This is a genomic window from Flavobacterium denitrificans DSM 15936, assembly GCF_000425445.1.
In the GTDB taxonomy this organism is placed as follows: Bacteria; Bacteroidota; Bacteroidia; order Flavobacteriales; family Flavobacteriaceae; genus Flavobacterium; species Flavobacterium denitrificans.
In genome coordinates, this window is sequence record NZ_KE384379.1 from 342448 (window position 1) to 356857 (window position 14410).

The 14410-nt window shown below is 34.3% G+C and carries 17 protein-coding genes; 4 read left to right on the forward strand and 13 right to left on the reverse strand.

Going from position 1 to position 14410, the window contains the following annotated elements:
• The first annotated feature begins 23 nt into the window (after positions 1-23).
• Entirely contained in the window at positions 24-1535 is a 1512-nt protein-coding gene (locus tag H600_RS0121160; protein WP_026730660.1) for a GH3 auxin-responsive promoter family protein, read from the forward strand.
• Positions 1536-1557: 22 nt separating this feature from the next.
• Complete coding sequence (locus tag H600_RS0121165; RefSeq protein WP_026730661.1) at positions 1558-1800, forward strand: hypothetical protein; 243 nt, start codon at positions 1558-1560, stop codon at positions 1798-1800.
• Between the two features lie 255 nt (positions 1801-2055).
• Here H600_RS0121165 and serB read toward each other — a convergent pair whose 3' ends face one another.
• The 6 genes from serB to H600_RS0121195 form a co-directional block, all read right to left on the reverse strand.
• Positions 2056-3285: a phosphoserine phosphatase SerB gene (serB, locus tag H600_RS0121170; RefSeq protein WP_026730662.1), complete on the reverse strand. Its 1230-nt coding sequence runs from the start codon at positions 3283-3285 to the stop codon at positions 2056-2058.
• 159 nt (positions 3286-3444) lie between these two features.
• Entirely contained in the window at positions 3445-3882 is a 438-nt protein-coding gene (locus H600_RS0121175) for a VOC family protein (protein WP_026730663.1), read from the reverse strand.
• Positions 3883-3970: 88 nt separating this feature from the next.
• Positions 3971-4408, reverse strand: a complete 438-nt coding sequence (locus tag H600_RS0121180; RefSeq protein WP_026730664.1) for an SRPBCC domain-containing protein — start codon at positions 4406-4408, stop codon at positions 3971-3973.
• 2 nt (positions 4409-4410) lie between these two features.
• Positions 4411-4818, reverse strand: coding sequence for a VOC family protein (locus tag H600_RS0121185; protein WP_026730665.1), 408 nt, complete (start codon positions 4816-4818; stop codon positions 4411-4413).
• 115 nt (positions 4819-4933) lie between these two features.
• Entirely contained in the window at positions 4934-5338 is a 405-nt protein-coding gene (locus H600_RS0121190) for an SRPBCC family protein (RefSeq protein ID WP_026730666.1), read from the reverse strand.
• 73 nt (positions 5339-5411) lie between these two features.
• Positions 5412-5819 carry a VOC family protein gene (locus tag H600_RS0121195; RefSeq protein ID WP_026730667.1) on the reverse strand — a complete coding sequence of 136 codons (408 nt, stop codon included), beginning with the start codon at positions 5817-5819 and terminating at the stop codon, positions 5412-5414.
• Between the two features lie 141 nt (positions 5820-5960).
• On the opposite strand from H600_RS0121195, the gene H600_RS0121200 reads away from it, so the two are divergent.
• The gene (locus H600_RS0121200; protein WP_026730668.1) at positions 5961-6926 is read left to right on the forward strand and encodes a GlxA family transcriptional regulator; all 966 of its coding nucleotides are present in this window, start codon (positions 5961-5963) and stop codon (positions 6924-6926) included.
• A 141-nt stretch (positions 6927-7067) separates the two neighbouring features.
• On the opposite strand, the gene H600_RS0121205 is transcribed toward H600_RS0121200, so the two are convergent.
• The 7 genes from H600_RS0121205 to H600_RS0121235 all read right to left on the reverse strand — a co-directional run bounded on the left by H600_RS0121205 (position 7068) and on the right by H600_RS0121235 (position 13562).
• Positions 7068-7721, reverse strand: coding sequence for a murein L,D-transpeptidase catalytic domain-containing protein (locus H600_RS0121205; RefSeq protein ID WP_026730669.1), 654 nt, complete (start codon positions 7719-7721; stop codon positions 7068-7070).
• A gap of 104 nt (positions 7722-7825) precedes the next feature.
• Positions 7826-9058 carry an ATP-dependent Clp protease ATP-binding subunit ClpX gene (clpX, locus tag H600_RS0121210; protein ID WP_026730670.1) on the reverse strand — a complete coding sequence of 411 codons (1233 nt, stop codon included), beginning with the start codon at positions 9056-9058 and terminating at the stop codon, positions 7826-7828.
• Between the two features lie 175 nt (positions 9059-9233).
• Positions 9234-9908: an ATP-dependent Clp endopeptidase proteolytic subunit ClpP gene (gene clpP, locus H600_RS0121215; RefSeq protein WP_026730671.1), complete on the reverse strand. Its 675-nt coding sequence runs from the start codon at positions 9906-9908 to the stop codon at positions 9234-9236.
• A gap of 316 nt (positions 9909-10224) precedes the next feature.
• On the reverse strand, positions 10225-11547 hold the full coding sequence (locus tag H600_RS0121220; RefSeq protein ID WP_026730672.1) for a trigger factor: 1323 nt from the start codon (positions 11545-11547) through the stop codon (positions 10225-10227).
• Between the two features lie 113 nt (positions 11548-11660).
• Positions 11661-12005 carry a phage holin family protein gene (locus H600_RS22795; protein ID WP_084157413.1) on the reverse strand — a complete coding sequence of 115 codons (345 nt, stop codon included), beginning with the start codon at positions 12003-12005 and terminating at the stop codon, positions 11661-11663.
• A gap of 55 nt (positions 12006-12060) precedes the next feature.
• The gene (locus tag H600_RS0121230; RefSeq protein WP_026730673.1) at positions 12061-12825 is read right to left on the reverse strand and encodes an alpha/beta fold hydrolase; all 765 of its coding nucleotides are present in this window, start codon (positions 12823-12825) and stop codon (positions 12061-12063) included.
• 23 nt (positions 12826-12848) lie between these two features.
• Entirely contained in the window at positions 12849-13562 is a 714-nt protein-coding gene (locus tag H600_RS0121235; RefSeq protein WP_026730674.1) for a pyridoxine 5'-phosphate synthase, read from the reverse strand.
• A 118-nt stretch (positions 13563-13680) separates the two neighbouring features.
• Here H600_RS0121235 and H600_RS0121240 point away from each other — a divergent pair, with 118 nt between their 5' ends.
• On the forward strand, positions 13681-14340 hold the full coding sequence (locus tag H600_RS0121240; protein WP_026730675.1) for a CBS domain-containing protein: 660 nt from the start codon (positions 13681-13683) through the stop codon (positions 14338-14340).
• Positions 14341-14410 lie beyond the last annotated feature (70 nt).

The window sequence follows — 14410 nt, forward strand, 5'->3', positions numbered from 1 at the left end:
AATCTAAAATCTAAAATTCACTCATGCCTGTATCTATCATCAATTCTTTCGCATCTTGGGTCCTCAAACAAAGGATACACCAAATTGAGCTTTTTCTCAAATATCCGAATGAAGTTCAGGAAGAACTGTTGCATAATTTATTGACGGCTTCAGAAAATACTGTTGTGGGGAAAAAATATGATTTTGCCTCGATAAGTTCATATAAAACTTTTGCAGAAAGAGTCCCGATTTCAACTTACGAAGAATTGCAACCGTTGATTGAACGCACGCGTCAAGGTGAGCAAGGCGTTTTTTGGGAAACTTCAATTAAATGGTTTGCCAAATCGAGTGGTACTACAAATGCCAAAAGCAAATTTATTCCCGTAAGCAATGAAGCACTTGAAGATTGTCATTATAAAGGAAGCAAAGATTTGCTTTGCCTTTATTTAAATAACAATGAAGATTCTGAATTGTTTTTAGGAAAAAGTCTTCGCTTGGGTGGAAGCTCTCAGATTTACGAAAACAACAATACTTTTTTTGGTGATTTATCGGCAATTTTAATTGAAAATATGCCTATTTGGGCTGAATTCAGCAGTACGCCAAGCAGCAAAACTTCATTGATGAGCGAATGGGAAAGCAAAATTGCGGCGATTATCAATGAAACTAAAAACGAAAATGTAACCAGTTTTGCCGGAGTACCTTCCTGGATGCTGGTTTTAATGAATAAGGTTTTAGAAAATACAGGAAACCAAAACTTGCTGGAGCTTTGGCCAAATCTTGAAGTTTACTTTCACGGAGGCGTGAGTTTTTCTCCTTATAAAGACCAATACAAAAAAATCCTGCCAAGTTCTGATTTTAAATATTACGAAATTTACAATGCATCTGAAGGCTTTTTTGCTATTCAGGATTTGAATTATTCGAGTGATTTATTGCTGATGTTGGATTACGGAATTTTCTATGAATTTATTCCGATGGATACTTTTGGAGCTCCAAATCAAAAAGTGGTTCGTCTAGCCGATGTTGAATTGAATAAAAACTATGCGATTGTTATTACGACAAATTCTGGTTTGTGGCGTTATTTGATTGGCGATACCGTTCGTTTTACATCATTGAATCCGTATCGAATTAGAGTTACGGGAAGAACCAAACATCATATTAATGTTTTTGGCGAAGAATTAATGGTCGAAAATACGGACCAAGCTATCGCAAAAGCATGCCAAGTTACTCAAACCGAAGTTATCGATTATACGGTTGCTCCTATTTTTATGCATGACAAAGAAAAAGGCGCCCACGAATGGATGATTGAATTCAAGAAAAATCCAGCCGATGTTGGTCTTTTTCAAAAAGTTCTCGACGAAACTCTACAAACTTTAAATTCAGACTACGAAGCGAAACGCTACAACAATATGACTTTAAATCCTTTGGTGATTAATGTTGCGCGCGAAAACTTATTTTATGATTGGTTGAAGGAAAGAGATAAACTTGGCGGACAACATAAAATTCCGAGACTTTCGAATCAGAGGGATTATTTGGAACAATTGAAAGAAATGTGTTAAAAACAACTTTTATTTATAGAAAATGAAAAACACGAAATTCAACGAAATGAGTACGGAAGAACTCATCAAAAATCAGAAAACGCTAAAAACAGTTAATACTATTTTTGCTATTGCATTATGTATACTGTTTGCACTTAACATATTCATTATTTACAATAAAGGATTTAGTGCTATGAGTGTTGTCCCTATTGCGCTATTGCCGATTCTTTTCCTGAATCTGAATAATTTGAAAGAGATTAAAAAGGAATTAGAGACTAGAAAGTAAAAACGTTAATTCCACTAAACCCGCATGAGGGATAGAAGTGGAAATCCTTTTGTGTCTCGTTTCTTTAACGAGACACAAAAGATTGAAACGGATAGCCCGACCCGCCTTTTTCTGGCGGGGCATGCCCATAAAAAAACCTTAGTCTTTATTGAAAAACTAAGGTTGTAATTTTATTTTGATTGTCGAGCTGCTTACGAAGATTTCTTTCCCGAAGCATCGGGATCGAAATGACAAAAATGCTGTAAACATGAATGTTTACATCATATCAATATATCGATCGTGATATCCTAAAAGATACAAAACACCGTCAAGACCCAAACTAGAAATTGAAGTTGAAGCGCTTTCTTTTACTTTTGGTTTGGCGTGGAAAGCGATTCCTAGACCAGCTAAGTTTAGCATTGGCAAATCGTTTGCTCCGTCGCCAACGGCGATTGTTTGATTGATGTGGATTCCTTCTTTTTCGGCGATTGCTTTTAAATGTTCCGCTTTCTTTTGTCCGTCAACAATATCGCCGATATATTTTCCTGTCAATTTACCGTCTTTTATCTCCAATTGATTGGCGTGAACGTAATCAATTCCCAATTCTTTTTGCAGATATTCTCCAAAATAAGTAAATCCTCCAGAAAGAATTGCGGTTTTATAACCGTAGTATTTCAACGCTTTCATCAAGCGGTGCGCACCTTGTGTGATTGGCAAATTGATTGCTACATTGTGCAAAACCTCTTCGCTCAAACCTTCAAGCAAAGCCATACGTTTTTTGAAGCTTTCGTTGAAATCAATTTCGCCATTCATAGCCGATTCTGTAATTGCTCTTACTTGATCGCCTACTCCATTTAATTCTGCCAATTCGTCGATAACTTCAGTTTGAATTAAAGTTGAATCCATATCGAAACATACTAAACGACGATTTCTTCTATAAATATTATCTTCTTGAAATGAAATATCAACATTCAACGTTCTTGAAATTTCCATGAAACTTGCCGTCATGACAATTTTGTTTACAATTTCACCCGTTACAGATAACTGAATACAAGAACGTGGATATTGCTCTTTTTCGACAATAGAAGTTCGGCCTGTTAATCGTATAATAGAATCAATATTCAGGTTTTGATCTGACATAATTTTAGTCACCGCCGCCAATTGGGAAGCCGCTAGTTTTTCGCCTAAAATATTGATAATATAGCGTTGTTTTGATTGTGATTTTACCCAAGTTTCGTAATCGTCGATAGAAATTGGAATAAATTTCACTTTAATTTCGAGTTCGTAAGCTTTAAACAACAAGTCTTTCAAAACCGGCGCAGAAGAAGAACCTGCAGCAATTTCGAACAAAATTCCTAAAGAAAGTGTATCGTGAATATCAGCTTGACCGATATCTAAAATATTAGCATCATAAGCCGCCAATACAGCTGTTAGACCCGCTGTAACCCCTATTTTATCATGTCCTGAAACTTTTAATAAAATAATTTCTTTATCCTCTATTGCCATTTTTTCTTTATTGATTTTGAAGCGACAAAAATCGGCAATCTATTGGTGATAAAAAAGAATAATCATTGTTTTTTTTGCAAACAAAAAGCGCATATACATGCGCTTTTCAAAGTAATTTAACAATTATGTTCCGCTTTTAGAATAACATAACTTTAATTATTATTTCCCAGCTGGATTTTCGTCAAAATTTACCATCCAGTTGATTCCGAATTTATCTTTGAACATTCCGAAATAAGCGCCCCAGAAAGTTTTGTTCATCGGCATTTCAACTTTTCCTCCGGCTGAAAGTCCGTTGAAAATTCGGTCTGCTTCTGCTGCACTTTCAGTATTAATCGAAATTGAAAAATTCTCTCCAAAAGGAAGATCTCCAAATCTTGTCGAGCTGTCGCTTCCCATTAAAATTGTCTCGCCAATTGGTAATGAAACGTGCATGATTCTTTCGGCATCTGCTTCAGAAACTTCATCACAGCCTTCTTCTTTCGGCATGTCTTTAAATTTTCCGATATAAGGAAATTCTCCTCCAAAAACGGATTTATAAAATAGGAATGCTTGCTCGCAATTTCCGTTAAATAATAAATAAGGGTTTACTGTTGCCATTTTTTTTTAGTTTTTAATTGTTAATCATAAATTGCTAATTTTTTGAAGCAGAAGATCAAATCTCTTCTCTTTCTTCTATACTCTATTTCTACTTCTCAGATAACTCTTTTACTTTTTCCAAGCCTTTAGGGAAAGCTTCTTTAAAATAATCAATATACTTTTCAACAACATCTACATTGGCTGTCAAATCTGTAAATCCATCTTCTGATGTTAAACGATACGTTTCCATTGCTCCACTCCACTTTTTTGTTTCTTCATCTAGTGGCAGTTCTTTAAAATCTTTAATCTCGCCTATATGCTTGAACGCCATATATTCATTGGGAACTTTTTTCTCAATAAGACTGTTCATTCCTTCGCCATTTGGCGACATAAAATGAATTTTATCACCTTCATTCCAGTCACTTATTGCATATGAACCTTCGCAAAAAGCGCCGGTCCATTCCCTATAAGTAGCATCATTCCATAAAATCTCCCAAACTTTCGCCGCGGGAGCTTTAATTCTACTCTTAAATTCTAATGTTTCCATAATTACGATAATTTACTAAAATCCACATACAAAACATTCCATCTATGGCCATCTAAATCTGCAAATCCACAGCCGTACATCCAGCCTTGGCTTTCTGCTGGTGGCGCAAAAACAGTTCCTCCAGCTTCTGTCACTTTTTTAGCCAACTCGTCAACTTCTTCTCTACTTTCGGCATCAATAGAAATCAAAACTTCAGAACTTAGTTTTGTATCTGTAAGCCCATTTTGAGAAAAACTAGAAAAAAGCATTTCCTCAAAAAGCATCACTACAAAATGTCCTTCACCAACCACCATACAAGTTGAACTTGGCGTATCGTGCTGTTCATTAAACGAAAAACCTATTTTCCAAAAAAAATCTTTCGCTTTTGCTACATTCTTTACAGGAAGATTCAACCATATTTGTTTTGTCATTTTTTTAGATTTTTTGTGTTAAACAATTTATTTTAAACCATTAGTTATGTAAGTCAATTTGAGTTTAATCTGCATTACGATCTTTGAAAGTCTACGCCTGTGAGCCTAAATAACTCTAATTATTCTCTACGTAGTTTTTAAAATTATCCAAAATCGCCTGCCAACCTGCGCGTTGCATTTCTTCAGGATTTACTGTTTCAGGATCAAAACGCTCAACGATTTCTACTCCATCTGCTGTTTCAGTATAAGTAATTTCAACTTTTCTGCCGTCACCCAAAACATATGAAAGCGCTTCTTCAGGTTTTACTAAAGTAAATTCGCCTCCAAAATCAAAACTCATACTGCCATCTTTAGCAGCCATAGTCGATTTGAATTTTCCGCCTTCTCTCAAATCCGCTTCTGCATATGGCGTGTGCCAGTCTGGCGAAGCAAAACTCCATTTTGTAATATGCTCTGGCGTGTTCCAATATTCCCAAACTTTTGCAATCGGTGCGTTTACTGTATTTTTTATTGTAATCATTATTTCTGAATTTATTTTTTTTTATACTTTCTGTATGTTTTTTAAAGTTATTTAACTTCTACCAAAATCATAATTAACTATTTGGAATCTGACTTTCGTCCATATAGAAAACTTCCCAGTGATGCCCATCTAAATCCAAAAAATTTCTTTGATACATCCATCCATAATCCTTTGCTTCCATATAATCAATTCCACCAGCTTTAACTGCTTTCTCAATTATTTCATCTACTTTCTGACGCGATTCCATAGAAAGGGAAATTAAAACCTCACTTGTTGTCTTAGAGTCACAAATTTGCTTCTTGGTAAAAGTTTGATAAAACGCCTCAACCAAAATCATCACATTAATATCTTCACTAATTACGATACAAGCTCCCTTGTCGTTTGTAAATTTTTGGTTCGTCGAAAAACCTAGTGCATTAAAAAACGACACCGCTTGATTTAAATCTTTTACCGCAAGATTTAAGAATATCTTTGTTTTCATCTTTATAAAATTACAAATTAATAAAAACAAATTTAAAATTTTAGGATTAACTTAAAGTTACATAAAAAGTCAACTTTAGGGTCATTTAAGACAATTTGTGTACTTTTGTAAGAATTACAATCTTCCAAAAAATAAAAAGTCATGAGCAAGAAAACAGGTTTGATAGTACCGCACGACTATAAATTATTGAGTATCGCTGCGATTTTAGAAGTTTTTGAAACTGCCAATAAACTAAGCAAAGATGCTGAAAAACCTTTTGACATTATGCTATTTCAGTCGGCAGAACAAATTACGCAGGAAAAATTATTTGGATATGATGTTCATGCCATTGAGACGTCAAACATCAATTTGGAGCTTATTCTGATACCCGCTTTCACTACTGATGATATGAGCGGTATGATTGCAAAAAACCGAAATTTTATTCCGTGGTTGAAAAAGCAACATCAAGCTGGAGCTGAGTTGGCTAGTTTTTGTACTGGCGCTTTTTTGTTCGCTGCTTCAGGATTATTAAACGAAAAATTGGCTACTACTCATGTCGATGCTTGCAGTGCTTTTACAAAAGCTTTTCCGCTAGTAAAATTAAAACCCGAAGAAACTTTGACTGCCGATGGAAGTTTGTATACAAGCGGCGGTTCGACTTCTTCGTTTCATTTACTTATACTTTTAGTCCAAAAATATTGTGGCAACGAAATTGCAGTTCAAATTGCCAAAATCTTTTCGATCGATTTGAATCGATACAAGCAAAGTTATTTTAGTACATTCAGACCGAATCATTTGCACAATGACGCTTTGGTAGCGCAGTTACAGCAAAAAATTGAAAACCAGTACCATACAATTGAAAAATTGGAAGAAATCACAAAAGATATTCCAACAAGTGCACGAAACATGACACGCCGATTCAAGCAAGTAACGGGAATTCCGCCCATTGAATATCTTCAAAATATAAGAGTTGAAAGCTCAAAAAAATATTTGGAGCAAACACAGCTTTCAATTTCAGAAATTATCGAAAAAACTGGTTACAACGACCCAAAAGCTTTTCGAAAAGTTTTTTTTAAAATGGTCGGTATGAAACCTATTGAATATCGAGAGAAATTTAGGGTTCAGTAATTTTCAGGAGCAGATCGATTCATTTTCAAAAGCACCTTTAGTCCTGCTCTACACTATATCTTTTGCTCTGAACACCAGAGCAAAAGGATGCCGTTTCGATCAGGGCTAAATGAGAAGTTTTTGTTTTCAAAACATCAAAAGTTAGGATTTTATAATCCACATCAAAACTTTTTTATTTGTTTTTAAAAGCTCGTCAATTTCTTTCATGCTTTCGTTTGAAACGGCAGGACAACCCCAACCTTCAGGCGTTCCTTCAGGATAAACTTCATTTTCAGAAACTGCGTCCCAGGAATGTAAAACGATGGCTCGACTTTGAGCATTTGAATTGGTTTTCTCTTTTCCTTGTAAAACATAATTAACTTTAATTCCCCATTGACTCACGCCACGATCTAAAACAACATATTTGCCAATCGAAGAACAATGCGAATCAAATTCGTTGCTTATCTGCGGCTTTGCTTTTGAAGAAGTCCTCCCCCATTGATTATCGCCACAGCCGTGACTTACTAAATACGACTTAGAAACTTCTTTCTTTTTAAAATCGTAAACAAAAAATCTTTTATAACCAGAATGAACGCCTAAATCGATTAGAATAAAATTATCTTGGTTGAGATTGTTTGCTTTGCAGTATTGTTCGGCGTCTTTGTAATAATTGCTGTAATTAATTTCAGTTCGAGGCTTCGCTTCTCTTGTTATTTCGGTTTTGTTTTCATTTTTAGAAACTACTATTTCCTTTTTATCTTTTTGATTACAAGATAAAATTAAAACCAAAACAATTACAAAAATCATATTTTTCATATCTGCAATTTACATAAAATCTGAAACGGAAATCTAATTGAAAAAGTATAAAAAAAACCTGTTCAAATAAATGAACAGGTTCTGGAAAAAATATCTTTTAAGATTTAAGAAGCAATTTCCATTCGCTTCAATAAGTTTTTACTCAACGTATGTTCTGCATAATCTTTATCGATTGTCAAAGTCGTATCATCTGAACTTGGCAGTTCGTACATTGCATCTGTCAAGATTGCTTCACAAAGTGAGCGTAATCCACGAGCTCCTAGTTTGTATTCTAGTGCTTTATCGACAATAAAATCTAAAGCTTCATCTGTGATATTAAACTCAACATCATCCATTAAAAATAATTTTTGATATTGTTTTACCAAAGCATTTTTAGGCTGTGTCAAAATTGCACGCAATGTTTCTCTATCTAAAGGATCCATGTGCGTCAATACCGGCAAACGACCAATTATCTCCGGAATCAATCCAAAATCTTTAATATCTTTTGGGATAATATATTGAAGTAAATTGTCTTTGTCAATATTATCAACATTTTTAGAAGTCGAATAACCCACTGCCTGACGATTCAAACGTTTTGAAATAATACGTTCTACTCCATCAAAAGCTCCACCTGCAATAAACAAGATATTTTGAGTATTCACTTCAACAAATTTCTGGTCTGGATGTTTACGTCCTCCTTTTGGCGGTACATTTACAATCGTTCCTTCTAATAATTTAAGCAACGCTTGTTGAACACCTTCTCCAGAAACGTCGCGAGTAATAGACGGATTGTCGCTTTTGCGAGCAATTTTATCAATTTCATCAATAAATACGATTCCTCTTTCTGCTTTGGTTACATCATAATCTGCGGCTTGCAAAAGACGCGTTAAAATACTTTCAACATCTTCTCCAACATAACCGGCTTCTGTCAATACCGTTGCATCAACAATTGCTAAAGGAACGTCTAACATTTTTGCAATTGTTTTTGCAACCAATGTTTTTCCTGTTCCGGTTTGTCCTACCATTATAATGTTACTTTTTTCAATCTCAACTTCGTCGTCTAATTGCTGTTGCATTAAACGTTTGTAGTGATTGTAAACCGCAACCGACATTACTTTTTTAGTCTGATCCTGACCAATAACATATTGATCCAAGAAAGCTCTGATTTCTTTTGGTTTCTTTAAAATTAAGTCCCCAACCAGTTTAGCGTTTCCGCTGGATTTTAACTCTTCTAATACGATTCCGTGCGCCTGTTCAATACACTTATCACAGATATGTGCATTAATCCCGGCAATTAATAAATTAGTTTCTGGCTTTTTTCTTCCACAAAACGAACATTCTAAAACTACTTTTGCCATTCTTTATTTAAGTTACTAAGCTGCAAAGATACTAAGTTTCTAAGCTTTTTATTTTAATTAAAACTTAAAAACTTAATTCTTTGCAGCTTAAGCCTTTATTTTTTTGTTTCAAGTTTTATTTTGTTTCAGGTTTCAAGTTAACTGTGCAACTTGAAACCGCAAACCTGAAACTTTTTTAGCCTCTTCTTAATACTTCGTCGATCATTCCATATTCTTTTGCTTCGTCTGCTTTCATCCAGTAATCACGCTCACTGTCTTTGTGCACTTTGTCAAAAGTTTGTCCAGAATGGTGTGAAATGATGTTGTATAATTCATCTTTTAATTTCAACATTTCACGTAAATTGATTTCCATATCTGTAGCAACACCTTGCGCTCCTCCAGATGGCTGGTGAATCATTACTCTTGAATGTGGCAAAGCAGAACGTTTTCCTTCTGCCCCTGCACATAATAAAACCGCTCCCATAGAAGCTGCCATTCCTGTACAAATTGTAGCAACATCTGGTTTGATGTACTGCATCGTATCATAAATTCCTAAACCTGCATAAACACTTCCTCCTGGAGAGTTTAAGTAAATTTGAATGTCTTTTGACGCATCAGCACTTTCTAAGAATAATAATTGTGCTTGAACGATATTCGCGATTTGATCGTCGATACCAGTTCCTAAAAAGATAATTCTGTCCATCATTAATCTAGAAAAAACATCTAATTGAGAAACGTTCAATTGGCGCTCTTCGATAATGTATGGAGTCATATTCGTTGGATTCATCGCTGCAACGATTTTATCGTAATACATTGCGTTTACCCCTTGGTGCTTTGTAGCAAATTTTTTGAATTCTTTACCGTAGTTCATATTTTTAGTTTAAAGTTGAAAAGTCTAAAGTCAACAAGTGACTCAAACGAATTAAACAAAGTTCATACCTTTTTACAAGAGATGCCAATTTGTCTGAAAACGCTTCTTTTGTTTCAGGCTTTGAAGTTTCAAGTTAACTGCAGAGAACCTGAAACCTGAAACTTGAAACAAAAAAAGAACGTCAACAGAATAAAAAATTCCATTGACGTTCAAATATAATTATTTTTATCTTTCAGTTTCTGTAATAAAACCTTAATTTTTAAAAAGCAAACTTCTTAATTTTCGGCTTTACAACTTTTGACTTTCAGACTTAAATTTATTCTCCGTAAGACGCAGCGATAAATTCTTCGTAAGTAACCTCTTTTGTTGTTGGGTTTGCTTTTTCTTTGAAGATATCTAACATTTTAGCAGCTACAACCTGCTCAGAAAGTCTTTTCACTTCGTCTTGGTTAGATAAAACTCTAGCCACGATTCCTTGAACTTCTTCGTCAGTTGGGTTTGTTTGACCAAATTGAGCCATTTGCTGTCTGATTGCGTTTGATGTAAACTCTTTCAAATCTTCAAATGTAATTTGGATATTGCTTTGTGCTAAAGCTTTTCCTTCGATTAATTGGAAACGCAAACCTTTTTCAGATCTAGCATATTCAACTTCAGCTTCTTCAGCAGTTAATTTTTTCTCTCCAACAGTTTGCAACCATTTTTTCAAGAACTCAGCTGGCAAATCGAATTTAGTGTTTTCGATCAAGAAATCCTGAACATCTAACAATAGTTTTTGATCTGCTTGCTGTGCGAATTGAGATTCAGCATCTTCTTTAATTTTAGCTTTTAAATCTTCTAAAGAAGCAACTTTTCCTTCACCAAAAAGTTTATCAAACAATTCTTGGTTTAATTCAGCTGGCTCAGAACCATTGATGGCGCTGATAGTGAAGTTTACTTCTACATCTAAACCGTGAACACCTTCGTGACCAACTTTTAAGTAATCCATTAATTGGTGATCGTCATCAAATAAACCTTTTGTGCTTACTGTAACAACATCTCCAACTTTTTTGCCTGTGAATTGTTTTTGAGCTTTTTTGCTGAATGCATCTACAGCAATTGTAGTTGTATTATTGATTCCGTTTGCTTCGCTTGAGAAAGTTCCAGTCAAGTCTGATTTTGCATCAGATACTTCTTGAGGAATTGCTTTTCCGAATTGTTTTTGGATACGCTCTACTTGTCCGTCAATTAATTTGTCGTCAGCAGTAACGATATATTTTACGATATTATTCTTAGCTTCAAGATCAATTTCGAAATTTGGCACTAAACCAATTTCATATTCGAAAGTTAATTCTTCTGCATCCCAGTTAAAGTTTTCGTTTACTTTAGCAAGAGGAGTTCCTAAAAGATTTAATCTTTCAGATTGAATATAACGCTCTAAAGCCAAATCAACTACTTTTTTAATCTCTTCTTGTTTAATTGCTTTTCCGTATTGCTTTTCAACAAGATCTTTAGGCACAGCCCCTTTTCTAAATCCTTTAACTTGCGCTAAAGGCATTTTTTCGTTAATTCTTTTTGCTACTTGACCTTTATAATCCATATGAACAACGTTCATAACAATCGTCTCGTTTACAGCGTCTATTGCTACTCTTTTAATATCCATCTTCTTCTTTAATTTACGTAATAAAATTGGGTTGCAAAATTATAAAATTTTTGCAACCCAACCAAGTTTTTAATCTATTGTATTTGAAGCAGTTTTAATCTGCTCAATTTGTTTTATTTATCGTCTCCGAGTATTTTATAAGTGATCGATTGCAGAACAGACAAAATAACACTAAAAATTAATGCCGTCCAGAACGAATCGACTGCGAAACCACCAACAATTTTAGTACACAATAAAATGATTACTGCATTTATGACCAATAAAAACAACCCAAGAGTAACAAGAGTCACTGGCAAAGTCAAGACTACTAAAATTGGTTTTATAAAGATGTTCAGCAATCCTAAAACTACCGCAACAAGTACAGCTATACCGAAACTAGCCACATGGACCCCCGTTAAAAGATTAGATAATAATAAAACCAAAGCTGCAGTAACAAGAAGTCTAAGTAATAATTTCATAGTTTTTCAGATTTAAAATTTATTTAAAAGTAATAAAATTTTTATCAAAAGAAAACTACTCTTTCAAAAACCCTGCTGTCAACTCAAAAAACATTTTCGGATTTTCGGCATGGAGCCAATGTCCTGCATTTGGAATTGTTTCCAGTTTTAAATTTGGAAAATGCTCTTTTATTGCATCAATATCCTCATCCTGAATATAACCCGAATCTCCTCCTCTTATAAACAATGTTGGCTTATCAAAAACTAAACCTTCAGCTAAAGGTTTCCCGATAGCATCCAGATTATTATTAAAAACTTCTAGATTAAATCTAAAAGCCAATTGTCCTGGTTCTTTCCAATATAAATTTTTAAGCAAAAATTGGCGCGTCCCAAAATCAGGAACATATTGTGCAACTATTGTTTCTACATCAGCTCTGCTTGGTTTTATTGAAAAATCAACTGCATTTAATCCTGCCAAAATATCTTGATGATGTTGTTTATAAAATCTCGGACCAATATCTGCCACGATCAATTTATCGACAATTTCAGGATGAGTAGTTGCAAAAAGCATAGCCACTTTTCCTCCCATTGAATGTCCAAGCATATCAATTTTTGCCAAATTATTCGCTTGACAATATTCAAACACGTCTTGAACCATCGCTTCATAACTCCATTCATCTGAATGAAAACTGCGCCCGTGGTTTCTTAAATCTAAAATATGAACCTGAAAACCGGCTTCTACATATTGTCCGGCAAGTGTTTTCCAATTATCAGACATTCCCAGAAAACCGTGCATGATGATAAACGGCTTTCCTTCGCCTTCTATTTTTGAATAAAGCATATTTTTATTTTTACTTTGAAGATTTATTTCAATTTATTCAAATACATATTTACAGTATTATCCAAGCCAAGATAAAGCGCTTCCGAGATCAAAGCATGCCCAATAGAAACCTCTAATAAGCCCGGAATATTCTCTTTGAAGAATTTAATGTTATCTAAACTCAAATCATGTCCGGCATTGATTCCTAAACCTAATTCGTTTGCCAATACTGCCGCTTTTGTGTAAGGCTCAATTCCGTTTTTATTTCCTAATTCGTATTGATGCGCAAAAGCTTCTGTATATAATTCAATTCTATCAGTTCCCGTTTTTTTTGCTCCTTCAATAATTTCCAAAACAGGATCAACAAAAATTGACGTTCTAATTCCGTTTCTTTGAAATTCCTGAATAACTTCAGTTAAATATTCTTGATTTTTGATGGTATTCCAACCCGCAGAAGATGTAATTGCTCCAATTGCATCAGGAACCAGCGTCACTTGATCAGGCTTGCATTCTAAAACCAAATCAATAAAATTATGTTGCGGATTCCCTTCAATATTATATTCTGTCGTAACAATTGCTTTTAAATCACGTGCATCCTGATAACGTATATGGCGCTCGTCTGGGCGCGGATGAATTGTAATTCCTTGAGCTCCAAACTTCTGAATATCGACAGCTACTTTTAATAAATCAGGAACATTCCCACCGCGTGCATTTCTTAAAGTTGCAATTTTATTGATATTAACACTTAACTTTGTCATATAAATAGATAATTAATTCTAGTAACACTATATTTGTAAAGACAAAAATACAAAGTAAAACGTCGTAGTTTTTGGTATTTTTTGATTATTTTGCAAAGGAAATATCTTCAATTGATTTATGACAGAAATTACAAACTATATCACCAATGATTTCAGAGCGATTGATAGTCAGGAAACGATAGCCTCGATTCAGGATTTTTTTATCGATGTAAATTTTTCTCATTTCCCAATTTTAGAAGATGGGATTTTCATTGGCAGTATTGCAGCCGATGACATAGAAACTTTTGATACTGATAAAAAAGCAATTGACTACAAATACACATTAGAACGTTTTTTTGCCCGAAAATCAATGATTTGGCTTGACGTTCTTGAAGTTTTTGCTAAAAATCACACCAATACGGTTCCTGTATTAGACGAAAACAACAGTTATATTGGCTATTATGAAATGGAAGACATCATGAAATTCTTTCAAGAAACTCCTTTTTTAAAAGAACAAGGAGGGATTATAATTGTCCAAAAAGGGCTTTTGGATTATTCGATGGGACAAATTGCTCAAATTGTTGAAAGCAACAATGGCAAAGTCCTTGGCTGTTTTATTTCTGAAGCTGATCTTGAAAATGTTCAGATTACAGTAAAAATTGGAACTGGCCCATTGAATGAAATCATCCAGACTTTCAGACGATATAATTACGAAATTATTTCTGAACACCAGGAAGATGCTTACATCAACAGCTTAAAAGAACGCTCAGATTATTTAGACAAATATCTCAACATATAAATATGAATGTGCCAATGAGAAAATTAGACAATTAGATAATTTTCACATTTAAACAATTACCTAATTGACA